Annotated in this window: 22 protein-coding genes and 1 pseudogene; 9 read left to right on the forward strand and 14 right to left on the reverse strand. The window is 58.9% G+C overall.

Annotated elements, in window-relative coordinates; all coding sequences use genetic code 11:
* Positions 1-186: 186 nt before the first annotated feature.
* From repB to BLS57_RS16225, 3 genes are all read right to left on the reverse strand, one after another.
* Positions 187-1,155, reverse strand: a complete 969-nt coding sequence (gene repB, locus BLS57_RS16215) for a plasmid partitioning protein RepB (protein ID WP_244153709.1) — start codon at positions 1,153-1,155, stop codon at positions 187-189.
* The gene (repA, locus tag BLS57_RS16220; RefSeq protein ID WP_093743744.1) at positions 1,155-2,354 is read right to left on the reverse strand and encodes a plasmid partitioning protein RepA; all 1,200 of its coding nucleotides are present in this window, start codon (positions 2,352-2,354) and stop codon (positions 1,155-1,157) included. Before repA ends, repB begins: the two co-directional genes overlap by 1 nt.
* Positions 2,355-2,695: 341 nt before the next feature.
* Entirely contained in the window at positions 2,696-3,604 is a 909-nt protein-coding gene (locus tag BLS57_RS16225) for a recombinase family protein (RefSeq protein ID WP_093743745.1), read from the reverse strand.
* 226 nt (positions 3,605-3,830) lie between these two features.
* Between BLS57_RS16225 and BLS57_RS16230 the strand changes: the two genes are divergently transcribed.
* Positions 3,831-4,898, forward strand: a complete 1,068-nt coding sequence (locus BLS57_RS16230) for a hypothetical protein (RefSeq protein ID WP_093743746.1) — start codon at positions 3,831-3,833, stop codon at positions 4,896-4,898.
* A 298-nt stretch (positions 4,899-5,196) separates the two neighbouring features.
* Entirely contained in the window at positions 5,197-6,189 is a 993-nt protein-coding gene (locus tag BLS57_RS16235) for an arsenic resistance protein (protein ID WP_093743747.1), read from the forward strand.
* A gap of 69 nt (positions 6,190-6,258) precedes the next feature.
* Here the strand turns inward: BLS57_RS16235 and BLS57_RS16240 are convergent, their stop codons facing one another.
* Complete coding sequence (locus tag BLS57_RS16240) at positions 6,259-6,660, reverse strand: MerR family transcriptional regulator (RefSeq protein WP_093743748.1); 402 nt, start codon at positions 6,658-6,660, stop codon at positions 6,259-6,261.
* Between the two features lie 96 nt (positions 6,661-6,756).
* Between BLS57_RS16240 and BLS57_RS16245 the strand changes: the two genes are divergently transcribed.
* The 5 genes from BLS57_RS16245 to merA are packed head-to-tail and all read left to right on the forward strand — an operon-like array spanning position 6,757 to position 10,804.
* Complete coding sequence (locus BLS57_RS16245; RefSeq protein WP_208597590.1) at positions 6,757-7,164, forward strand: mercuric transporter MerT family protein; 408 nt, start codon at positions 6,757-6,759, stop codon at positions 7,162-7,164.
* 12 nt (positions 7,165-7,176) lie between these two features.
* The gene (locus BLS57_RS16250) at positions 7,177-7,482 is read left to right on the forward strand and encodes a heavy-metal-associated domain-containing protein (protein WP_093743749.1); all 306 of its coding nucleotides are present in this window, start codon (positions 7,177-7,179) and stop codon (positions 7,480-7,482) included.
* Positions 7,483-7,519: 37 nt separating this feature from the next.
* Positions 7,520-7,897 carry a mercury resistance system transport protein MerF gene (merF, locus tag BLS57_RS16255; protein ID WP_093743750.1) on the forward strand — a complete coding sequence of 126 codons (378 nt, stop codon included), beginning with the start codon at positions 7,520-7,522 and terminating at the stop codon, positions 7,895-7,897.
* 46 nt (positions 7,898-7,943) lie between these two features.
* Entirely contained in the window at positions 7,944-9,293 is a 1,350-nt protein-coding gene (locus tag BLS57_RS16260; protein ID WP_093743751.1) for a dihydrolipoyl dehydrogenase family protein, read from the forward strand.
* 59 nt (positions 9,294-9,352) lie between these two features.
* Positions 9,353-10,804: a mercury(II) reductase gene (merA, locus tag BLS57_RS16265; RefSeq protein ID WP_093743752.1), complete on the forward strand. Its 1,452-nt coding sequence runs from the start codon at positions 9,353-9,355 to the stop codon at positions 10,802-10,804.
* Positions 10,805-11,309: 505 nt separating this feature from the next.
* On the opposite strand, the gene BLS57_RS19790 is transcribed toward merA, so the two are convergent.
* The 6 genes and pseudogenes from BLS57_RS19790 to BLS57_RS16285 form a co-directional block, all read right to left on the reverse strand.
* Positions 11,310-11,579 (reverse strand): hypothetical protein, encoded by a 270-nt coding sequence (locus tag BLS57_RS19790; RefSeq protein WP_167356449.1) that lies wholly within the window; start codon positions 11,577-11,579, stop codon positions 11,310-11,312.
* Between the two features lie 196 nt (positions 11,580-11,775).
* Positions 11,776-13,020 (reverse strand): sialidase family protein, encoded by a 1,245-nt coding sequence (locus BLS57_RS16275; RefSeq protein ID WP_093743753.1) that lies wholly within the window; start codon positions 13,018-13,020, stop codon positions 11,776-11,778.
* Positions 13,021-13,189: 169 nt separating this feature from the next.
* Positions 13,190-14,029, reverse strand: a complete 840-nt coding sequence (locus tag BLS57_RS16280; RefSeq protein ID WP_244153716.1) for a multicopper oxidase family protein — start codon at positions 14,027-14,029, stop codon at positions 13,190-13,192.
* Between the two features lie 26 nt (positions 14,030-14,055).
* Positions 14,056-14,184, reverse strand: coding sequence for a multicopper oxidase domain-containing protein (locus BLS57_RS19995; protein WP_306419543.1), 129 nt, complete (start codon positions 14,182-14,184; stop codon positions 14,056-14,058).
* Positions 14,185-14,191: 7 nt separating this feature from the next.
* Positions 14,192-14,275 (reverse strand): annotated as a pseudogene (locus BLS57_RS20000) (multicopper oxidase domain-containing protein); the annotation flags it as partial.
* A 327-nt stretch (positions 14,276-14,602) separates the two neighbouring features.
* Positions 14,603-15,370: a DUF3047 domain-containing protein gene (locus BLS57_RS16285; protein WP_231886351.1), complete on the reverse strand. Its 768-nt coding sequence runs from the start codon at positions 15,368-15,370 to the stop codon at positions 14,603-14,605.
* 357 nt (positions 15,371-15,727) lie between these two features.
* On the opposite strand from BLS57_RS16285, the gene lgt reads away from it, so the two are divergent.
* Positions 15,728-16,657 carry a prolipoprotein diacylglyceryl transferase gene (gene lgt / locus BLS57_RS16290; RefSeq protein ID WP_050672452.1) on the forward strand — a complete coding sequence of 310 codons (930 nt, stop codon included), beginning with the start codon at positions 15,728-15,730 and terminating at the stop codon, positions 16,655-16,657.
* Between the two features lie 69 nt (positions 16,658-16,726).
* Here the strand turns inward: lgt and BLS57_RS16295 are convergent, their stop codons facing one another.
* Positions 16,727-17,110 carry a hypothetical protein gene (locus BLS57_RS16295; protein WP_009824461.1) on the reverse strand — a complete coding sequence of 128 codons (384 nt, stop codon included), beginning with the start codon at positions 17,108-17,110 and terminating at the stop codon, positions 16,727-16,729.
* 65 nt (positions 17,111-17,175) lie between these two features.
* On the opposite strand from BLS57_RS16295, the gene BLS57_RS16300 reads away from it, so the two are divergent.
* Positions 17,176-17,889, forward strand: a complete 714-nt coding sequence (locus BLS57_RS16300) for a Crp/Fnr family transcriptional regulator (protein WP_244153710.1) — start codon at positions 17,176-17,178, stop codon at positions 17,887-17,889.
* A 117-nt stretch (positions 17,890-18,006) separates the two neighbouring features.
* On the opposite strand, the gene BLS57_RS16305 is transcribed toward BLS57_RS16300, so the two are convergent.
* The 3 genes from BLS57_RS16305 to petA all read right to left on the reverse strand — a co-directional run bounded on the left by BLS57_RS16305 (position 18,007) and on the right by petA (position 21,990).
* Positions 18,007-18,879: a cation diffusion facilitator family transporter gene (locus BLS57_RS16305; RefSeq protein ID WP_276153439.1), complete on the reverse strand. Its 873-nt coding sequence runs from the start codon at positions 18,877-18,879 to the stop codon at positions 18,007-18,009.
* Positions 18,880-18,964: 85 nt separating this feature from the next.
* The gene (locus tag BLS57_RS16310; protein ID WP_043847221.1) at positions 18,965-21,310 is read right to left on the reverse strand and encodes a heavy metal translocating P-type ATPase; all 2,346 of its coding nucleotides are present in this window, start codon (positions 21,308-21,310) and stop codon (positions 18,965-18,967) included.
* A gap of 122 nt (positions 21,311-21,432) precedes the next feature.
* Positions 21,433-21,990 (reverse strand): ubiquinol-cytochrome c reductase iron-sulfur subunit, encoded by a 558-nt coding sequence (gene petA / locus BLS57_RS16315; RefSeq protein WP_009824465.1) that lies wholly within the window; start codon positions 21,988-21,990, stop codon positions 21,433-21,435.
* Positions 21,991-22,055 lie beyond the last annotated feature (65 nt).

A 22,055-nucleotide genomic window follows, 5' to 3' on the forward strand; every position in this document is an offset into this window, starting at 1 on the left:
TTTTATCTGGGAAAAGGCAATAAAAATCGGTTCACCGAATCGGTGACTCTTGACCGGTTTGCTGGAGGTTGCTACATCATGAGTGCAAATCGAATGATGAGGGCTCTCCAAGGGAAACTTTGGGGGGCTCTTTTCTTTCTGGTCTTCGCTTTTCTCCTTTGCTCGGGTTCCTCTATGTGGCCTGGGTTAGGACCCAGAGCCGCTCTCATTCCGCCACTCATCGAAGAGTTGCAAAAGCGTAGCTTCCGCACGCTCCTCGAGCCACTGGCCGAATTCCGGGTTGTCCTTTTTGGCGATCTTGATGGCGATCGCTTTCTGATCGACTGTCAGCGTTCCGACAGTGTCGCCGCTCTCATTCTTGACGACGGACGTCACGCCGCGACTGGTCGGTTTCTTGTCTGCACGCGCCTTGTGCGAGCAAGCAGAATAGACCGCCTGAAATCTCTCGGGGCTTGGAGTGTCGTCGGGCAGGGCGGCGATCACCTCTTTGGCCGAATTCACCAAGTCTACCTTTCCCGATAGGGCCGCTAAATCACCCCACTGCCGTCTTCCGATGCCATGTGCCGGCCCGATAAGCTGAACAAGCCCATCAGGCAGTTGATCGATAACGACCCGGTGGTTGGACACGCCTTGCCGGGTTAATCCCAAAGCATCCTGAATGACGCCGGGTTTATATCCAACTTCCTGCATCTCTTTGATAAAAAAAGATTTTTCTATGAAAGACGGATCAAGTCGAAGGTTGTTCTCTTGACCCTGCGCGATAAGCGAGGCGTCGTCGTCCAATGTGCGAACGATTGCCTTGACCGTTCCTCCGATCTTGCGGATCGCCGCCAGTCTACGGCGACCGTAGATGATGCGGTATCTGTCGGGTTGGCCCGATGGGCGGACCATGATCGGCACTTGTTGGCCATGCTTGCGAATGCTCTTGGCAAGCTCGTCGATACTCGTATCTTCCAGCACCAACCGATCGCGAAGGCCATCCATGTCAATCTGATCGGGTTCGATGTCCCGGATCGAATTGGCCGTGATTTCGCGCAAGGAGTCCCGCAATCCGCCAACAGAGCCGGGCAGCTTTGCAGCTTTTTGCAGGGTAGGGGAGGGAGCCGCGCTCTCTTTTTCGTCCTTCGGAGATTGGTTGAAAATGTTTCTGGCCATCAGCGACGCCCCCATGCCATTTGGATCGTCTGCTCCAGTTCATCGGCAACGCCGTTCACGCTGGTTAGAGCGCGATCAATCGTTTTCCTGATGAACTGGCCGGGATCAACTTCGTAGACGGTTTGCTGGGTCATTCCGGCGTCAGAGATTGCGGTAGACTTCAGCATGGGTTCAGTCATGACCTGGCCGGCGAGAATTGATCTCAGGTAGCCAGCCATTTGGGTCTGTGGCCCGTCTGACGGCTCATACCTTGTGATCAGGAATTTGACGAAATCCCATGTCACACGCCGTCCGATCGCTTCTTCCACGGCCTTTACCGTTTCTGACGCAAGTTTCAGGAATTGGCTCATGGAAGCGATGTCGAGCATGCCTGGCACGACGGTTACCAGGAGCCCCGTAGAGGCCGCCAATGCCGTGAGAGTGAGAAAGCCGAGTTGAGGAGGGCAGTCGATCAATACGATGTCGTAATCTGCCTCTACCTCCTCGAGCGCCAAGGCGAGGCGCTCCGCAAAAATGGGCTGCATCCGACGGGCGAGCGCGTTTGCTGTCTCGGTTTCGTACTCCGAGAGCATCAAGCCCGCCGGAACCATGTCGAGCTTGTGAAAGTAGGTCTTTTGGATCACGTCAGAGAGCGGAACCTGATCCTCATATTTCAGAGCATCATAGATTGTTCCGCCCTCGGCGAACTCGAGCTCAGGCCGAAAGCCGAAAAATGTGGTCAAACTTGCTTGCGGATCGAGATCCAGGACCAAAACACGGTAGCCGCGCAAGGCATAACGCTGTGCAAGATGTATCGTCGCTGTTGTTTTCGACGAACCACCTTTGAAATTGACGACCGATAGCACCTGAAGTCGGTCGCCATCGCGTCGACCTGGCCGATACGATTCGGCGTTCTTTCCTGTGCGCTCCAAGATGTTGCGCACTTCGTCCACTTCTTGGGCTGTGTAGAACCGGTGCCCGCGGTTATCAGTATGCACTTCCGGGAAGCTACCGTCCTTGTGCCGGTTGCGCAGGTTAGACGTGCTTACGCGCAGGAGACCGGCAACTTCGGTCGAGCTGAAACGCCGCAAGGCTTTACGCTCTTCGGGTTCGAAGGCGATCTTCATCTGCCGATCCAAGGACTCGGCCAGATTGTCGGCAAACGTGCCGATGTCAGAAGAGCCTATGCCTTGCGCATATCCAACGTTTCGATCATCCATATCCTGCCGCCCGCTCTTGGCCTCTGTTAAGGCTCTTGATCATTTTGACGACGCACAACGTGTCTGACGCAATTTGCCGTCAGAATGGGAATGCCACGATCCAGCGAGTCCGGCAAGAAGAATCTAGATGTAGTGCAAAAGTTATCCACAGCACCTATAGGTGTTGCCGCGTAAAAAAATCAGCAAGTCATTGATATAGATATATTAAATGCAGATCTAACCGAATCGAGTCGCTACTCTGTTGAGTTGGCACAATAGCAGCTAACCCCAAGCAACTAATGGCACTTTCTGCCTCCTGCGGAGTTTTCTCCCAGTGAAATTTTTTGGATTCGGGTCAGAAGCTACACCTGATCTTGGCTCGATTCGTACGGCATGAGGCCAAGTCGTTCCGCCCGCTCCAACAGCATTTTCACCGAAGACGGCTGCCAGCTTGTCCGCCCGCGTGGCGTGCGCTCGCGCATCGCTTTCAGGCGGGTGCAGATCGCCTGAAGCGTGATGTCGGGATCCGCGCCCTTGATGGCAGCGACGATGGCGGGCAAGCGATCGTCCGTTTCGCGGCGCCCGGCGCGGGCCAGTACCTCGGCAGGCAGGAAGCCGTCGCGGACATAGGCCTTCACAGCGCGTAGCAGGCGGCTTTGGGTCCAGCGACGCGCCTCAGGCAAGGGGCCGTTGATGATGCGCAACACATCCTCCCAAGCCAAGTCGGGGCGCAACCGGCGCACATGAGGCACCCAGTCTTGAGCCGTCTCGTTCAGCCGCTCCATATAGCCGTCCTGTCGCGCGAGCCGCACCTTGCGAAGAGCGGCAGGGTCTTTGGCCCGCAGTCCGGGGTTTCCGCCCACGCGGCCCTTTGAGCGCGCGCTGGCGAGGCCGGCCTTGGTGCGTTCCCGGATGAGGGCGCGCTCGAACTCGGCCGCAGCGCCCAAGACCTGCAGCGTGAACTTGCCCTGCGGGGATCCAGTGTCGATCGGGTCCAGGATCGAGCGAAAGAACGCGCCCTTGGCCTCAAGCCGCTCGATCACCTCCAGCAGATGCGACAGGGATCGCGCGAGGCGATCAATCCGCACGACGACCAGCGTGTCGCCCTTTGATACGCGTTCCAGCACCCGCGCCAGTACCGGCCGTGCACGATTGCCGCCAGACGCCTGTTCTTCATGGATCTCGGCGCAGCCCGCAGATTTCAGAGCCTGCGACTGGGGCAGGGGGGTCTGATCCTCGGTGGATACGCGGGCATAACCGATCAGGGGCATCAAAACAGTCCTTTTGCAGTTTAATGCATCGCTACTAAACGACCGTTTGTAAACGGATGCAAGGGCGCTCTCTGTGGCGCTGTTTACTGGAATACCCTTGGTTTCCATACAGCGAGCGCGATCAGAGAGCCCTCCCCGACCATCGCCCGCGCGTGCTATATAGGTAGCGAGGGAGCACTCTGACAAAACTCTTGGGTAAAGTGCAAAATGGCAGTATTTTGCGCATATGAAGCCTCAAGCGCCCGCCAACTCTGATGATTCTGATGCTCTCTTCCTCGACGCTGAGGAGGTGGAACAGTCGCCCGAGAACGATCTTTGGTTCCTGCCCGGTCCCATGGAAGAGGAGCCGGATTATCTGCCCCCCGGACCACGGGCCGAGCCGCGTGAAGCTGAGGCTCTCGACGATTGGCGGAAAGCAGAGGCGGGTCATGTCGCGCATCTTGCCCGTGTGGCCGGTCGCGTCGGGGCGCTAGACGACCGTCTGAAGCGTGGCCCGGAAGGCTGGCGGCACAGGCTTGCGTTGATCGAGGCGGCAGACCTCAGCTGGTTTGCAGGCGACCGAATTGGCCCGGATCGGCTGGCGCTCTGGATATCCATGCGCTTGTCCGGCGTGCAGGACGACACCGCAGCGCATGCACGTGTCGGATGGGCGGTGCGGCGTCTTACAGGCGGTCCCGGCCCAGAGGTGGACCTGTCCGCCTTCCTCGATCGCCGTGACCCCGAAAACATGGTGGATGAAGCCGAGCCCTTCGCGGATCGCGCGGGCGGGTGGCTTGACCTGATGGCACAAGCCGCCGACCTGCACCCGATCACGCGTGCCTGCATGGGGTTTCACCTCTGGAGCCTCGCGGGCCTCGGACAGCAGAGCGACGGAATGGAAGCGGCGGTCACGGCGTCGCGCATTGCCGCGCATGAGGGCGAGGGGGCGATATTCGCACCCCTGGCCATGGGTGGGGCGGGGGCACTGCGCACCGGCGGCCCACCCGCTAACCGCCTGGCGCGCTGGCTCGACGGGATGGAAACGGCATGCCTGACCGCGATGCGTCACCTCGACGATATTGAGACATGGTCGGCGCGGGCGGAAGCCGAGATGAGCCCGCTCTCGGGCAAGACGCCACCAGCCCTGCGCGAAGTGCTGACCGACTGGCCCCTGGTCTCTGCCCCCATGGCCGAGGCCCTGACCGGAGCCAGCCGCGCCGCTGTCCAGCGCAACCTCGCCTGGATGGAAGCGCGGAATCTGGTCCGCGAGCTAACAGGGCAAGGACGGTTCCGAATGTGGCGCGCCACAAACTGACTGTCGAAGCGATCTGTGCGGCGCCCATGTCGCGTCTATCCGCAGCACGGCTGAAACGGTGAGGAGCACCGTTTTGCAGATGCTCGAGGTCAAAGAGTTCGGCTGATCGGCTGAGACAATTCGGCTATCGCAGCGTCCCCAACTACCATGAAAGCATTGTCGACTGGGTCGTGACCGGTCTACCAATATAAACCGGACAGACCATACAACGCTCCAAGCGACGAACGAGCCGTTGTCGCAATGGCCTGTCCAGTGATGTCTTCTTGAAGATTGCCTTCGGAAAGAGCAGGGGCAGGACATGAAGCTGCAAAATCTCGAACGCCATCAAGCCTGGATCTACCTCGCTGCCATCCTTTCCGGTCTGGTCTTGGGCTCGCTCGCCCCCGGTATCTCGGGGGTGTTCGAGGCACTGCTGTGGCCGGTGCTGGGGCTTATGCTTTTCACTACCTTCGCTCAGATGCCGCTCGCGCACCTGCCGCGCGCGACGCGCGACCGGCGTTTCATCGGCACCATGCTGATCGGCAATTTCGTCCTGGTGCCGCTGCTGGTCTGGGGGCTGATCGCGTTCCTGCCTGACGATCCTGCGCTTCGGCTCGGGGTGCTTGTCGTGCTGCTGGTGCCCTGCACCGACTGGTTCATCACATTCACCCATCTCGGTCGCGGCGATGCGGTGCGTGCCGCGTCCGCGACACCGATCCTCCTCGCGGTTCAGTTCGCCTGTCTGCCGCTCTTCCTTTGGCTCTTTCTCGGCGAGGCATTCCTTGAGCTTCTCGCCGCCGACCGCATTGCCGCCGTCTTTGCGGCGCTTGTCCTGCTGCCGCTCACAGCGGCTTTCCTGCTGGAGCGTTGGGCAGAGGCGCGCCCGGAGCGGGCCGTGATAGTAAATCGCCTCGCCTGGCTGCCGGTTCCGCTTCTGGCTGTCGTGGTGTTCCTGATCGCGGCCTCGCAAGTCGACGCGGTAAGGGATGCGCTGCCGGTTCTGGCGCAGGTGGCGGGCGTCTACGTCGCCTACCTCGTCGCCGCAGCTCTTCTCGGTGCGGCGACCGGGCGGGCGGCCGGATTGCCCGCTAGCGGGCGACGAACGGTCATATTCTCGCTCGGAACCCGCAACTCCTTCGTCGTACTTCCGCTGGTGCTGGTGCTTAGACCGGAGTGGAACGTGGCGGCCGTTGTCATCGTCTTCCAGTCGCTCGTCGAGCTCTTCGGCATGGTCGCCTATCTGTGGATCGTGCCGCGCTATCTGGTCCCCGAACACGCGGCGAACACGCAGGACTCCGCGGGGAACGAATGATCGCAAACAACGGCGCTGGCACCATTGTACGCTTGGCTGACATGCGTGGGCGTCCTCAACTATGGCCCTTCAGGTCACCTCCGTCAGCGCGTCGATCACAGGGCATTCAGGGACATCGTCACCGGTGCATTGCGCTACGGTGGAAGACAGCACGCGTTCAATGCGTTTGAGATCGTCGATCTTGGCGCGGACCGAGGCGAGATGCGAAATTGCAAGACCCTGCACCTCTCCGCAGGTCTGGACCCCGCCATCGACCAATGCGAGCAGATCGCGGACTTCGTCCAGCGTGAACCCCAGCTCGCGCGCCCGCATGATGAAGCGCAGGCGCCCGACATGGCTCTCGTCATAGGCCCGGTAATTCTTCGACGTGCGCGGCGGCTCGGGCATGACGCCGATGTTCTCGTAGTAGCGGATGGTTTCGAGGTTGCATCCGGTCAGCTTGGCGAGATCTCCGCGCCTCAGGATCTTCACCGATCTGTGATGATTTTTCACACCATACCCCCTTGAGCCTGTATCAACTACAGAGCCTAGTCTCAGATCATCACTGAGGCAAGGACGATTCGAACCATGACTGAGACCACATTCGCGGGCTGGCAGACGGCAATGGACGAAACAGCGGCTGCCGACAAAAAAGCATGGGCGACAACCTGGCTCGGCGCGCTTGGCGCGCTGGCCATGACCTCATGCTGCATCCTGCCGCTGGTGCTGGTCAGCTTCGGCGTCACCGGCGTGTTCATTGCGCAGCTGGGCGTTCTCTACCAGTACAAATGGATCACCTTCGCGTTGAGTGCCGCCTTTATCGGCTATGGATTTTACAAGGCCTACCGTCCGATCCCGGCCGCAGTCTGCGCGGATGGCACCTGCGCGCGTCCCATGAACCGGACACTCATGCGATCCATTCTTTGGGTTGCCACCGCCATCGTCGCCGTCGCGATGATCTTTCCCTATCTCACCCCTTACCTTCTGTCCTACTGAAAGGCCGAACCCATGAAGTCACTTCATCTTGCCCTTGCGGTCGTTGGAACTCTCGCAACTTTCCCCGCCAGCGCCGCCGAACAGCGCATCAATATCGGGGTCGGCGAACTGACATGCCCGACCTGCTCCTACACGGTGGCGGTGGCCATGCGGGGCGTTCCCTCGGTCGAGATCATCGACTTCACGGAGGGAGAGGACTTTGGCACCGGCACCTACATCGTCGCCTTTGATGACGAGGCCGCCGATCAGGACATGATCGTCGAAGCAATCCGCGCCACCGGCTATCCGGCGGACATCGTCGAGTCCGGCGATTCCTGATGGCATTCGCCGACCCGCACCCGAAGCTGGAGACAGCATGACAAACATGAACAATAACAATGAACCCACGACCCTTTTGCGGCGCGGCCTCATCGGCAGCGTCGTTGTGGCGATCTGTTGCTTCACGCCGTTCCTAGTGCTGATCGTCGCCGGGTTCGGACTTTCTGCCATTGTTGGTTGGTTCGACTACGCGCTTTTCCCGATGCTCTTTGCCTCGCTGAGTGTGGTTGCATATGCCCTGTGGCAGCAAGCCGGCAGACCAGGGCACAGTCCGAAAGCCCTTCTCATCGGCTTGGCGGTTGTTCTTTCGGCTCTGCTGTTCTGGCTGGAGTTCCGCTTTGCTCTCCGGATCTCGGTTGCCGCCGCTTTGGCGGTGGCGGGATATGCGCTCTGGCTTAGAAAATCAGGCAGTTAAGCAGTGAGCCAGATCAAGAGAAGCTGGCACAAGGAAAGGAACAGGTATGACCAAGACGTATGACCTCATCGTGATCGGCGGCGGCACTGCTGGAAATGGCGTCGCCCGGATGGCGGCGAATGCCGGCTGGAGCGTCGCCAGCATCGACAGCGAGCCCCATGGCGGCACCTGCGCCCTGCGCGGCTGCGACCCCAAGAAAATGCTGATCGCGGTCACCGAGGGCGTTGAATGGACGGAAAACATGAAGGGCAAGGGGCTGGAGGCGCAACCTTCGGTCAACTGGCCCGACATGATCGCCTTCAAGCGCAGCTTCACCGACAACATGCCGCCTCGCATTGAAGGCGGGCTGGAAAAGGCCGGGATCGACGTCTTGCACGGAGAGGCGCGGTTTACCGGCCCCGATGGGATCGAGTTGAACGGCGAAACCCTGACGGCGAAGCATTTCCACATCGCCACGGGCGCGCGGCCGATGACGCTGAACATTCCCGGCGAAGAGCATCTGACCACCAGCACCGAGTTTCTTGAACTGCCCGAGCGGCCCGACCGCATCGCCTTTGTCGGCGGTGGCTTCATCGCGATGGAATTCTCCCATATCGTCAAGCGCGCCGGGGCCAGCGAAGTGACCGTGCTGGAGATGATGGATCGTCCCCTGGGCAATTTCGATCCCGACCTGGTCGAAATGCTGGTCGAAGGCACCGAGGAACTTGGCATTGATCTGCGCACCAATGCGAAGGTGGCGAAGATCGAGAAGCAGGGCGACGAATTCGTGGTCACCGTGGAACGTCCCGACGGCACCGAAACGATCACTTGCGACCTGGTGGTGCATGGCACCGGCCGCGTGCCCAACATAGACGGGCTGAACCTCGAGGCCGCTGGCGTCGAATACTCGCGCCGCGGCATCAAGGTGAGCAACGCGATGCGCACCACCAACCCGGCCATTTTCGCGGCCGGCGACTGCGCCGACAGCGGCCTCAATCTCACTCCCGTATCGGCGGCAGAGGGGCGCATCGCAGGCAAAAATCTTCTCGCCGGAGAGGACGCTAGGGAGATCAAATACCCGCCGATCCCGTCAGTGGTCTTCACCCTGCCGATGGTGGCCACGGTAGGCTTGTCGGAAGCGGCGGCCAGGGAGCAGGGGCTGAAATTCGATGTGCAATTCGAGAAGACCGAAGGCTGGTATTCGTCGCTGCGCGTCGGCGCTAAACACACCGGATTCAAGGTTCTTGTCGAACAGGGCAGCGGCAAAATCCTCGGCGCGCATTTGATCGGGCCGGGATCCGAGGAACAGATCAACTTGCTCGCAATGGCCATGGGCACCGGACAGACCGCCAATCAGATCAAGGCCATGATTTTCGCTTATCCGAGCTATGCCTCCGACATCGGGTCGATGGTGTAATTTCAGAATTTTGGCCGGGCGACCGTCGCGATGTCCGGTCGCAGGCCAAGGAAGAAGACATGGACCAGACCGTCAAGAAAAAGGATTGCTGCTCATCGAAAGAGGTCAGCGGCGACCAATATGACCTCATTGTCGTTGGTGCCGGCTCGGCCGGGTTTTCTGCCTCGATCACGGCAGCCGATGCCGGAAAGCGCGTGGCGCTTATCGGGCACGGCACCATCGGCGGCACCTGTGTGAATGTCGGTTGCGTACCGTCCAAGGCAATGATCCGCGCCGCCGAAGCGGTGCACGGTGGCACGTCCGCTGCCCGGTTTCCGGGCATCTCGCCTTGCGCCCATGCCGTGGATTGGGGTGGCGTGGTGAAAGGCACCGCCGATCTGGTCGCGGAGATGCGGCACAAGAAATATATCGACCTGCTGCCCGCCTATGAGAACGTCACCTATATCGACGAAGGCCCGGCGCGATTGGTCGAGGGTGGAGTCGCTGTCACCGAGCGGGTCATTTCCTCCCCTCGCATCCTGATCGCCACCGGCTCGCGCCCGCACATGCCCGCGATCGAGGGTATCGACGCCGTGGAAGCACTTGATTCCTGGGGCCTTCTGAGCCTGCCTGACCGGCCCGAAAGCATCCTCGTGCTGGGCGGCGGCTATATCGGCTGCGAGCTGGCGCAAATGGCCTCGAGACTGGGGGTGAAGGTCACGCTAGTGACCCGCTCGCGCCTTCTGCCGGGTGCCGAGCCGGAGGTGACCGAGGCGCTGACGGAGGCGCTGAAGGTCGAGGGCATCACGGTCGAGACCGGTCTTGCTTACGTCTCGGTCGCGAAAGCTGCGGGCGGCGTCAGTCTGACTGTCGAACGGGGTGGCAAGACCGAGGATCTGACCGCCGAGCGGCTGGTTGTGACCACCGGCAGGATCGCCAATTCCCAGGACCTTGGTTTGGAAGAGCTTGGGATCGAGACTGACGGACGCGGCTCGATCAAGGTCGGCCCCGACATGGCCACCACACGGGCCGGCGTCTGGGCGGCAGGCGATGTCACCGACCGTGACCAGTTTGTTTATATGGCGGCCTATGGCGCCAAGGTGGGGATCAACAACGCCCTTGGAGTGGAGCCGATGCGCTATGAGAATGCGGCGATGCCCTGGGTCGTGTTTACCGACCCGCAAGTGGCCGGCGTCGGCCTTTCGGAGGTTGAGGCCAGGGCGGCGGGGCACGAGGTCAAAACCAGTGTGATCACGCTCGACAACGTGCCCCGCGCCGTCGCTGCACGCGATACCCGCGGCGTGATTAAGCTGGTGGCCGACGTCAAGACCGACCGCCTGCTGGGCGGTCAGATCGCGGCACCAGAGGGATCGGACACGATTCAGACACTGGCAATGGCGCTTAAATTCGGCATGACCACCAAGGCACTTGGAGAGACGATCTTCCCATATCTGACCACGGTTGAAGGGCTGAAACTCGCCGCACAAACCTTCGACAAGGATGTAGCCAAACTCAGCTGCTGCGCGGGGTGAAAAGACGAGAAATTCCGGCGACACCGACTCATAAGCAGCGCTCATTGTGAACCAGCGCGTACAAAGCCACAAAGTGCTTGTGGCGGTCAGCATTCTCTCGGCATGGAGGCTGACGGCGGTAACGGATAATCACATATTAGAGCCAGCAGTGCACATCCCATCGTTTTGTCATTAGGTTGGTTATTGTGGCGGGGTTCATAAACAGACCGATCTCATCAAGATGGAAAGTGATCGGGAGTTGCCGAGAACGTCGCTGGGTCAACAATTGGTGATTACATTAGCCCCTGTCTATTTGATCGCCCGCAATACAAAGAAAGAATCGCCATGAATACAGTTGACACTGATTCTCGCACAACAGGTTCACTACCCGCATTCAACGCCCGAACATTAGGGTTAATGTTCGTCGCAGGTTTTTTTTGCAACCGTCGCGTTCGATCTGTTGGGTCAGATCATCAGCCCGGGCTTGGGCTTTTCGCGGTTGTCACCGCACGGGCTAGCGAGGAGCTTACTCGGCAGCCTTGGTCTGCCGAGCGGTGATTTCGCGGGATATTTCGTACATTTTTGTCTTGTTGGCCTGATTGGCTATCCCGTCGGTTGGTTGTTCGTCTTTAGACCAGTTTGGCACCGCATCGCGGGGCAGACGAACTGGTTTTTGCCCTCGGCGATTTAGGGGTTCGGCCTGTGGGTGTTCGCCATCGGCGGCATTACGTCTGTCGCAGGTCTTCCTTTCTTTCTGAATTTCACCGGCATTACCTGGGTAGCGCTGGTGGGTCATATGCTCGGGACCGGGATCATGAAAAAGCGTGGCACGCTACAATTTCCGGGCCAGAGACCAGTCACTATGGATGAGAAATCACCGTCATTTGCCGGTAGCCCTATTGCAGGAAATGCGATTCTTGTTGACGGTGATCGATGGACCCACTCCTGATGTGAGCCAAGCGAAAGAACCATCGGCTTTCGTCCGGAAACCTTCAATAGGAAGCGAAAACCGTGCGTATAGTCGAACTCGGTTCCGGATCATCCGAGTTGCTGGGCTGTGTCCACGACAGGTAAACCCCTTCATTCGTTCGCGCCGTGCGCGGGAAGTTGACCGAACCTGCGCCGTTGTTTCGCGCAATCAGTTGCAGGTCCTTACACTGCTGACCGGTTGTGATCTGGCAAGCAAGGATCACCTCGCTCTCATTTGCCCATTCGACCCACGTCACGAACGCAGTCTGAGGGTCCAGCATGAGAACATCTACCCGACCGGCAGCAATGCCCAGGCTGACTTTCGCCGGATCGCCAAAATTCCTTCCGCCGTCGGAAGAGAACGCAACCTTGACTTCCGGCTTGTCATTTGCAGCCGTGAACCAGGCCACGGCGGCTGTTTGGCTGGCGGTCGCGATGGCGGGGCCATTGACCGGGCAGCCGGAGATTTCCCAGCCGTCATTGTGGACGTTTGTTGGTTCTGACCACATGCCGCCTTGGTGTCTTACGACAGATATATCCCTGATTTCCGCATCTGTTCTGTCGCGGTATGCGACAAGGACGGTGCCATCGTCCAGCGATGCGGCGGACGTCTGGCAGCATGAACAGGTCTGCGCATCGACAAGAACATCATCGGTTCGCGTGCCTTCGGGCGTGATCCGGGTTGCGCGCAACTGCATGGCATCCGGGTAGTTGCTGGCTGCGCTGGTGAAAAGCGGCTTGTCATATGCGCGTCCGTCAAGCCAGACAGACATCAAGGAACCGTCTTCGAGCGGCTGGAGCGTGACAAAACCGTGTTGGCTGACCGACCGATCATCATGTGGCGTTATCGGAGCGCTCCATGTCAGGCCCTCATCCGGCGAAAGAGAGATCTTGACGTCATAGGCATAGTCGTTTTTGGAATTTTCCCACAGCCAGTGAGCCGCAAAGGTACCGTCATCAAGCGCAACAACGGACGGAAAATCGGCCCAGTTCACGAAGAGTTCGTCGGACACGGTAACAGTGCGGGCCGCGCTCCATTCTGCGTTTTCAAGGACCGACAATTCTACCGCAAACCCGTCAGGGTGTGGTTCGGTCCAACCCAGCAGGACCCGATCATCTTGCAGTGCGAACAGGGTGGGTTCCTGCGCATTGTTCCCGACCGGTGGGGCCAGGTCGGAGAACTCCAACGGCTCGGCAAGGGCAATGTTTGCCGTCATGGCCGCAAACAGATACGCAACACTCAAAACAGAATGGATTTTTGATGGCATTGCGCACCTTTCCGATTATCAGACCAGCGTCATTCACAACCTGAGCATAGGCAAATTTTGGCGAGTGCCATGTAAACTTTTGTATGACGGGCCTGTGCTTGTTGTTAAGAGCGATATCCCGTTGTGGCACAGCTTCGCGTCAACGGTTGGCGCAACCACCGCTCCGACCTCAGCTGACTTGCACCCAGGTCGCCATGCCATCAGCCTGATGGCTCAGCATATGGCAGTGCAGCATCCACGCGCCGGGATTGTCGAGTACGCACACAATCGTCATCGTCTTGCCCGGCGCTACGAGGGTCGTGTCGCGAAGGTGGGTTCGCGCACCATTCTGATCGGTTTCCCAGAAATGGTGGCCATGCAGGTGGATACCGTGCGGAAAAGCAGTGTCGTTCACCATCCGCACCTGCACTGCTTCATCACGTCTTGCCGAAATCAGCGGTTTGTTCGGCAGACCGCTCACGTCGTTGAAGGCCCAGCCCCCGAACCCGCCGTGCGCGCCGTCCCCGGCACCGCCTTGCATGAAGAGATCTGCCGTTTGCGTGATCTCTCCGGGCGCGGGCACGAGGTTCGCGGGGAGGGGAGCTATCGGCGCAGACCGGATTTGTCGCTGACCGTTCAACATAATGCCCCCCAGTTCCTCGCCACCCGAAGGCACGGTTTCTCTTAGGATCACATCACCCGTCACATCTGCGATGATGTCGATGCGCTGCGCCGGTGCGAGTTTTAGATTGCCCAGCGAAACCAGCTCGGGCAGCGGCATCCCGTCATAGGCCACACAAAAGCCCGTCAGCCCGTCGATACGTATCTCGAAAATGCGATCCGGTGTCGGATTGATCAGACGCAACCGGATGTGATCCCCCAGCCGCGCCTGCTCAGACGACAGGAAGGTGGTCATCAAGTCCCCCAGCCTACCTGCTGTTATGAAATCAGCGCGGTCGAATTCCATGTCGAACTGGCCGGTGTCATCAAGCCGAATGTCGAAGAGGATGGCCGTGATGTCCTGATCCACGTCTGGCGGGGCAGGTTCTTCGACGATCAGGGGCCGAACAGTCCGCGGGCGACCTGTTCGTAGGAAAGGTAGTGGGAGTGATACCAGTAGGTTCCGGCATCGGGAACCGGAAACCGGAAACCGGTACTCGTAACCCTCATTCGGGATGATGACATCCTGTGTCAGCACGTTTACGCCGTCCATCGCGTTGGGCAACCGAATGCCATGCCAGTGTACGAGGGTCCCGTCCTCCAGCCCGTTTTCCACCCGCGCCCGCAGAATATCGTTCTAGCGCTGTCTGATTTCGGGGCCGGGACAGGTGCCATTGAATCCAAGCATTGCAATGTCCCGCGACCCGATCCGGGTGAAGGCCGGGCGTCAGGGTGACAGGCACCGAAGCCGCACTCAGGGGCAGGGGGAGCGTGGCTGCGCCAAGCGCAACCATCATCTGAAGACGCTTAAGCATGGGTTTCCGTGTATTCCGTTTCTGGGGCCTGCAACCCACATCCCCCACCGTTGCGGAAGGGCGTCCCGGCGAGATATATTGATACATTGCAGATTGGCGCCCAGGTTTGGCGGAATACCGGAGAGCACCTAACGTATCTGCAGGTCCTGAATGGCCGCAAGGATCTTTCCGTCGGTATCATCGCTGTCGGCTGTCACCGCAAGACCGACCAGAACCTTTGGCATGTCCCCGAACGCACGCACGAAATCGCGATCCAGGTTCACATTCTCGGTGAAGTTGCCGGTTTGCGCCGTTTGCAGAATTTTCGATTTGAGACCCGTCGAGTAGGGGCTGTTCAGCAATGCGCCTTTCGCATGATTGCCACCCCAGACATAAACCAGCGCCCGCGTATTGGGATCACGCAGCAATTTGCGCGCCGTTGTTCGGCCAAGCGTGCTTGCGGTCTGCGGATCGACGAATATGAAGTACAAAGCAAGATTGCGATCATCGCCGCCGCGCCGTGTGAGGTCGGTTCCCTTAACACCCTGCGTGACGGACCATTCCCACATTGCTGCCTTTGCGGTGCCAAGGGCTGCGCTGACCGGACGCCAGAGAACCGAAACCGTGCCATCGGAAATCACGTCCAGCCGCCGACCTTGCAGGCCGTACTCGTTCGAAAAGAGCCGCAAGAGGCCCTGTTCTTTCCAGCTTCCATCGAATGGAATTGTCTTTCCTTGCGCATAGAGGGGCGGGGCGTTTGCAGCTAATGCAACAAAAGCGATGAAAAGTGTCGCTGCGAGGGACCGTATAAACATCTGAACTCCTTTTGCGATGCCGCTGGTCCTGCTTTGATCCCGGTTATCACCATTATGTGCCGTCATGATCCGTTGAATTGTGCCGGGCGCGCGCAACTTCAATGAACATATCCGTGATCATAGATGTGGTTGCGCAATGGTCGTTGCAGGACGCGGGAGCGAATTCAGATCATGGAGCGCGACCTTGATCGGCTGATTTCCCGCGACGGACGGATCCAGTAGGCGGCGGAGCTTCCAACCGTTACAAACAAGTACAAAACTCATGGGATACAAGCGCCTGAACACATGGACGCGGGTGGCGATGTGCGTCATCTCTGGTTCAACGGAACCGACTCCCGCACGCAAGGATGGCACATTCACCACAGCGCTTTGGGCTGGGGACAACAGGGTTGAACGCGCCAACGTCCGTTGCGGGAAACAAAATGTGGCCTTGTGTGAAACAGGCAAAGGTAACAAAGAATGCTGACTTCGATTATCCAATTTCCTGACATCGGAACAGAGATTTTTGCCGTTGATATCGGATCGTTCCGCTTTGCCCTGCGTTGGTATGCGCTGGCCTATATTGTTGGCCTCCTTATCGGCTGGCGCATCTGTGTCGCATTGGTCCGCTCTTCGTCAGTCTGGGGGGCCGGGGCGCCGCCGCTGCAACCCAAGCAACTGGAAGACCTGCTGACATGGATCATTCTGGGCGTGATCGTGGGGGGCAGGCTGGGGTTCGTGCTTTTCTATCAACCTCAGTACTATTTTCAGAACCCCGTCGAAATCTTCATGGTCTGGCAGGGTGGTATGTCATTTCATGGCGGCTTTTTCGGCGTGGTCGTGGCCACCTTGCTTTTTTGCTATCGCAACGGCGCACCCGTTCTATCAACGGCGGATCTGCTCGCTGTTGCAACACCACCGGGTCTTTTCCTCGGTCGGCTGGCCAACTTCACCAATAACGAGCTTTGGGGCCGTCCGACCGATGTGCCCTGGGCGGTGGCATTCCCCGGCGAGGCGGCCCAGTCCTGTGCGGGCGTCGTGGGCCTGTGTGGCCGCCATCCGTCCCAGCTTTATGAGGCTCTTCTGGAGGGTATCCTGCTTGGCTCGGTCCTGATCTTTCTGGCCTGGAAACGCGGTTGGCTGCGCTTTCCCGGAAGCCTTACTGGCCTGTTCCTGGCGGGATACGGAAGCGCAAGGTTCCTTGTCGAGTTCTTCCGGCAGCCTGATATGCAGTTCGTCACGCAGGACAACCCGATTGGACATGCGGTTCATTGGGCGGGCTATGGGCTGACAATGGGCCAACTGCTGTCGTTGCCGATGATTATCCTTGGCGCGGCCCTGATCGTATGGTCCCGCAGGCGTGTGACGGTTAATTCTGCGGATCTGGTGTCGACATCAGATTCTTTGTGAATATCCGAGCGTAGTGTTGGCGAAGTGACCATTGCGGCCTGGGTCCGCATATGAGCCTTGGGCGCGTGCTCAATGATGCGGCTTGCGTCCTTTCGCAATCATCAGATGGTGCTCTTGATGATGTACACCGATTGTCATCAGACCAAAGAAACCAAGGCCCTGTATTTGTTCACCATCGCCACCCACGATCAGTGCGACACCATCCTCCATTTCTTCTGACGCAACACTCCAGCCTGTTTCACCGGCAAGGAACGGTGCATGGGCGGGAACCATTGTGTTGATGGCCGACAGGACACGCGGGCTGCCACGCACTTCGAACCGTGCCCCGTCGGGCCGCAGAATGCGGGTGACCTCTGCCTTTCGTGTCAAAAGGTCCATATCGACCAGATGGTCCCTCAGTTTGTCGATATTGACGGCGCCCCAATCGGTTTCGGGATCGGCCTGGAGCAGCACAACTATTTCGGCCAATGCGGCGAAGGCGGACTGGCCGGTTTCCTGGGGCGTCGGACGCGTGACCCATGGATGAATGCATTTGTTGCGGCGTAACGGGTGTCGCAAGCAAGACAGCGAAGAGAACGGGTATCAGTCGCATGGACCAGCCTTTCCTGAGTGTATTCGGATTCAGCCTAGTACCTGATCGGACCCTGAAATATGATTTGGATCATATGAAGCCTGAACCCTATAATCTCATACCGCCCTCCGCCTTGCGTCCGCTGACGAGGGCCGCAGGGGATACGGTCTTTCGTCAGGGCGCGCGGACCTGCGGCCTTTATGTTATTAAGTGCGGGCGCGTTCATCTTGAGCGTGTCGGCCCGGATGGCGAACGATTTATCATCTACCGTGCCGAGCCCGGGATGAGCCTTGCCGAAGCATCGGTGTTTTCGGATAGATACCACTGCGATGCGGTCGTGGCGGAGGCTGGGGCGTTTGTACAGATCGACAAAGCGGCGGTCTTGTCTGCCTTTGCAGATCCGGATTTTGCACGCGCCTATGCGCGGCAAGCGGCCCAGCAGATACAAGCGCAACGTCAGGCGCTTGAGATCGTAGGCATCCGCCGCGCAGAAGAACGGGTCTATGCCGGTATGGTGGCGGGCCTGCTTGAAAGCTCCGTTGTCGATTTTGCCAGCGCGCTGCACCTTTCGCACGAGGCCACCTATCGGGCCTTGCGAAAGCTTGTGAATGATGGCCGGATCGCAAATCCGACCCGGGGAACGTATCATTTGCGCCCCTGAATGGATCAGCCGGACCATGCCCGGTTCGAGATAACAAAAGGTGCGGTAGCAAAGCTTGGCGGGTATTTCGCTTGCCCGATAACAATGAGAATTGCTGCCCGCGACGATGACCTGTTTTCAAAGATCGCCGTTATGCCCTGTCTTACTGCTCGCCGCTGAAAGGTCGATTGCCTCAGCGCCGCTTTCGTCGAAGCACCGTGTTTCGATCTGCAGGGTTGCGAAAAAGAACCCGAAGTCCTTACGCAGCATGTCGTAGGCGGTTTGCAGGACCTCTTCTTGATCTGCTTGCTCTGTGACACGCAGATGCGCGGAGAAGACATGCTTGCCACTTGTCAGCGCCCAGGCATGAATATTGTGAACATCGGAAACCTCGTGCAGTTCTTCAAGGGTACGTTTGATTTCAGGCAGACTCACTTCGGGAGGCGTGCCTTCCATCAAAAGATGCGCCGCTTCTTTCAGCAATCCCCAGCTCGCCCATAGCAGGACAAACCCGAACGCCATGCCAAGCAGCGGGTCGATCAGCAGAAACCCGGTGAATTCGATTGCGAGGGCGGTCACGATGATCAACAGACTGCCAACAAAGGTCTGGATGATATGCCAGAACGCTCCCTTCGTGTTCAGATCTTCCTTGCTTTGCTTCCAGATCAGCGCAAGCGAAATGAACTCCGTAAAGAGCCCCCCGGCAGCCGCAATCAGCATCGGACCCGTTGGAAGATCAATTGGCGCAGACATGCGCATGGCAGCCATCGCGATGACAACAACCGCCATGGCCAGCAAGAAGCCGCCATTCACAAGGGCGCCGATGATTTCGGCGCGCGCCCAGCCAAAGCTCCGCTCTTCATCCGCCGGACGCAACGCCATACGCGCCGCGACAATGGCGACCAGCACACCGCCCACGGCCGAAAAGGTATGGAACGCGTCGGAGATGACCGCGATTGACCCTGTCCATAGGCCAATCGCCAGTTCAATCACAAAATAGATGCCGGTCAACTAGGCTGATATCGCCAGCCCCTTGCCGCCGGACGGCATATGCCCCTGATGTCCGCCTGCCATCATCTATCTCCTTAGTTTGCGACTAAAGCCGTACCCGTCGCAGCCGCAGTGCATTGCTAATGACGGAGACCGAAGACAGGCTCATCGCGGCGGCGGCGATCATCGGCGACAGAAGAAGGCCGAAAAACGGGTAGAGAATACCAGCCGCGATGGGCACACCTGCGGTATTGTAGGCGAAGGCAAAAAACAGGTTCTGCTTGATGTTTCGCACCGTTGCCTTTGCCAATCGGCGCGCACGCACGATGCCGACAAGATCACCACCCAGAAGGGTGATGCCTGCGCTTTCCACGGCAACGTCGGCACCGGTGCCCATCGCAATGCCCACATCAGCCGCCGCCAGGGCAGGGGCATCGTTCACGCCGTCTCCTGCCATGGCGATCCGGGCCCCTTCTTGTCTGAGGGAGTCCACCAATGCCTTCTTGTCTTCGGGCAAGACGCCTGCGTGGACTTCATCAATACCCAGCTTTGCGGCGACGGCTTCGGCGGTTTTCTGATTGTCACCGGTTGCCATTATGACCCTGAGACCGAGGCGATGAAGGTCATCGATGGCGTCTGCCGTGGACTCCTTGATGGGATCGGCAACAGCGACAATGCCGGCAAAAGTGCCATCTATCGCCACAAGCATTGCTGTCTTTCCAGATTCACGAAGGTCGTCCGCAGCAAATTCCGCAATCGAAGCGTCAACGTTGATCTCTGCCATCATGGCGGGATTCCCAAGTGCCACGACCTGGCCATCGACCATGCCTTTCACGCCCTTGCCAGTCACGGCTTCGAATTCCGTTGCGTTCGGAAGCGTCAGCCCCCGTGCCAGCGCACCCTCGACTATTGCTTCGGCCAGCGGATGTTCGGAGCCCCGTTCGAGGGCCGCAGCCATTGTCAGCAGGTCATTTTCAGCCTTGTCCCCCGTGGGCACCACGTCTGTCAGCTTGGGGCGCCCTTCGGTGAGTGTTCCGGTCTTGTCAACGATGACGGTATCGACACGCGCCATGCGTTCCAGTGCTTCGGCGTCTTTGATCAGAACGCCAGCCTGTGCCCCGCGGCCCGCCGCCGTTGTGATCGAAATGGGCGTCGCAAGGCCCAAGGCACAGGGGCAAGCAATGATAAGAACGGATACGGCTGCAGTAACAGCGAAGGCGAGCGCGGGATCGGGCCCTAAGAACAGCCAGACAACGAAGGATATGATCGCAATGACGACAACCGTCGGAACAAAGACGGACGATACCCGGTCCGCCAGACCCTGAATCGGCGCGCGCGACCGCTTTGCACCTGCCACCATGTCCACGATCTGGGACAGGACCGTGTCCGCACCGACCTGTGTGGCCCGGATCGCCAATGTGCCGTTCTTGTTGATCGTGCCGCCTGTGACCCGGTCGCCTTGTGTTTTCTCGACCGGCAACGGCTCTCCGGTGATCATACTTTCGTCGATAGATGAATGCCCTTCGAGGACCTCGGCATCGACGGGTATGCTGTCGCCGGGGCGTACCCGCAACCTGTCACCCTCAACAATGTGTTCGAGAGGTGCGTCATATTCCGTCCCGTCCGGCAGGATCCGCCGCGCCGTTTTTGGTGCGAGATCGAGCAATGCACGGATGGCATCACCCGTCCGTTCGCGGGCGCGCAACTCGAGCACCTGACCGACAAAGATCAGCGCAACGATCACAACCGCAGCTTCGTAATATGTCCCGACGCTTTGGCCGTTTCGATACGCTTCGGGGAAAATGCCGGGCAGGAATGTTGCGGCAAGCGAATAGATATAGGCAGCCCCGACGCCAAGCGCGATCAGGGTCCACATGTTCGGCGATATATTCCTGATCGATTCCCACCCCCTTTTGAAGAAGGGAAGAGCCGCCCAGAGAATGATCGGGGTTGCGAGGACGAATTCGATGTAGACAGCCGTCTGATGTCCGATCCATTCCCGCACAGGTAGGCCGACCAGTTCACCCATCGTCAGGATAACCAGCGGAACGGCGGCTGCCGCGCTGATCCACATGCGTGTTGTGAAATCGGACAACTCTTCTGACGGCTCGTCCGATGGAAGCATCGGTTCAAGCGCCATGCCGCAGATCGGACAGGACCCGGGCTCATCCTTCAGGATTTGCGGATGCATCGGGCAGGTCCATTGCGTACCGGCCTCGCCATGTGCTGGTGTCTTTTGGGCGTTTCCCGACGCATAGTAAAATGGGTCTTTGCCAAACTTGGTTTCGCAGTTTTCCGAGCAGAAATGAAAGACCTCTCCATCATACTCGGCACTGCGCGTGTCTTCGTCTATCTCGACGGTCATGCCGCACACCGGGTCGGTCGCTGTATCTGGGTCTGATGCGGTCGAGGTGCGCGTCATGTCGTGATGATGTTCTTGGTCCGTGGCCATCTTCTAATTCCCGTTTTCAAGACAATTGAACACATAACCCTTCCAGTTACTGGAGGGTCAAGACTCTTCCGACAACGCTGCGTATGAATTTGTATGGGCCTTCGCGATGCGCGAAGCTCCTGTCAGCCCAGGGTCAGTATCATGTCTTCCGAAACGGACATCGTGGGAATATGCAGGTTCTCCGGTGCCGGACCCTTTCGAATGCGTCCTGCTGTATCATAATGGGAGCCATGACAGGGACAGAACCAACCACCAAAATCGCCGGCTCCGTCACCAAGTGGTACACATCCCAGATGCGTGCAAACGCCTATCATGACCAAGAAATTCTCATTTCCCGCCACTGCCCTGTTTGCATCGGTGGCCAGGTCATCTCCGGATATGTTGGGATTTCTGGCGACGGTATCAGGAAGGGAAAGCACATCTTCCGAACGGGCCTGCGCGATTTCCGCGTCGGTCCTGTGCCGGATGAACACCGGCTTGCCGAGAAAACTGACAGTCAATTGCGTTCCGGGTTCCACACCGGAGATATCGACGCGGATCTGGGACAGCGCGCGGACATCGGCGGATGGGTTCATCTGATTGAGCAATGGCCAGACCGCAGCCCCTACGGCAACCGCGCCCGTTCCGGCGGTGGCGTAGTACAGGAAATCCCGGCGGAGTTGTGGTGTTTGTGTATCCATAGCGATTCACGGTCGCAGCTTCCTGTGGGGGAAGGTCAATGGTAAAGTAGGCAATCACGGTTTTC

It is taken from the genome of Sulfitobacter delicatus, assembly GCF_900102535.1.
GTDB lineage: Bacteria > Pseudomonadota > Alphaproteobacteria > Rhodobacterales > Rhodobacteraceae > Sulfitobacter > Sulfitobacter delicatus.

What these genes read in the sequence shown, in the direction of transcription:
- merF (WP_093743750.1), top strand. Translation starts at nt 7,520, where the DNA reads ATGACAAACATGAACAATAACAATGAACCCACGACCCTTTTGCGGCGC.
- repA (WP_093743744.1), bottom strand. Translation starts at nt 2,354, where the DNA reads ATGGATGATCGAAACGTTGGATATGCGCAAGGCATAGGCTCTTCTGAC.
- BLS57_RS16245 (WP_208597590.1), top strand. Translation starts at nt 6,757, where the DNA reads ATGACTGAGACCACATTCGCGGGCTGGCAGACGGCAATGGACGAAACA.
- BLS57_RS16300 (WP_244153710.1), top strand. Translation starts at nt 17,176, where the DNA reads ATGGATGAATGCATTTGTTGCGGCGTAACGGGTGTCGCAAGCAAGACA.
- repB (WP_244153709.1), bottom strand. Translation starts at nt 1,155, where the DNA reads ATGGCCAGAAACATTTTCAACCAATCTCCGAAGGACGAAAAAGAGAGC.
- BLS57_RS16230 (WP_093743746.1), top strand. Translation starts at nt 3,831, where the DNA reads ATGAAGCCTCAAGCGCCCGCCAACTCTGATGATTCTGATGCTCTCTTC.
- merA (WP_093743752.1), top strand. Translation starts at nt 9,353, where the DNA reads ATGGACCAGACCGTCAAGAAAAAGGATTGCTGCTCATCGAAAGAGGTC.
- BLS57_RS16310 (WP_043847221.1), bottom strand. Translation starts at nt 21,310, where the DNA reads ATGGCCACGGACCAAGAACATCATCACGACATGACGCGCACCTCGACC.
- BLS57_RS16260 (WP_093743751.1), top strand. Translation starts at nt 7,944, where the DNA reads ATGACCAAGACGTATGACCTCATCGTGATCGGCGGCGGCACTGCTGGA.
- BLS57_RS16225 (WP_093743745.1), bottom strand. Translation starts at nt 3,604, where the DNA reads ATGCCCCTGATCGGTTATGCCCGCGTATCCACCGAGGATCAGACCCCC.
- BLS57_RS16250 (WP_093743749.1), top strand. Translation starts at nt 7,177, where the DNA reads ATGAAGTCACTTCATCTTGCCCTTGCGGTCGTTGGAACTCTCGCAACT.
- petA (WP_009824465.1), bottom strand. Translation starts at nt 21,990, where the DNA reads ATGGATACACAAACACCACAACTCCGCCGGGATTTCCTGTACTACGCC.
- lgt (WP_050672452.1), top strand. Translation starts at nt 15,728, where the DNA reads ATGCTGACTTCGATTATCCAATTTCCTGACATCGGAACAGAGATTTTT.
- BLS57_RS16275 (WP_093743753.1), bottom strand. Translation starts at nt 13,020, where the DNA reads ATGCCATCAAAAATCCATTCTGTTTTGAGTGTTGCGTATCTGTTTGCG.
- BLS57_RS19995 (WP_306419543.1), bottom strand. Translation starts at nt 14,184, where the DNA reads ATGTCATCATCCCGAATGAGGGTTACGAGTACCGGTTTCCGGTTTCCG.
- BLS57_RS19790 (WP_167356449.1), bottom strand. Translation starts at nt 11,579, where the DNA reads ATGACCCACCAGCGCTACCCAGGTAATGCCGGTGAAATTCAGAAAGAA.
- BLS57_RS16235 (WP_093743747.1), top strand. Translation starts at nt 5,197, where the DNA reads ATGAAGCTGCAAAATCTCGAACGCCATCAAGCCTGGATCTACCTCGCT.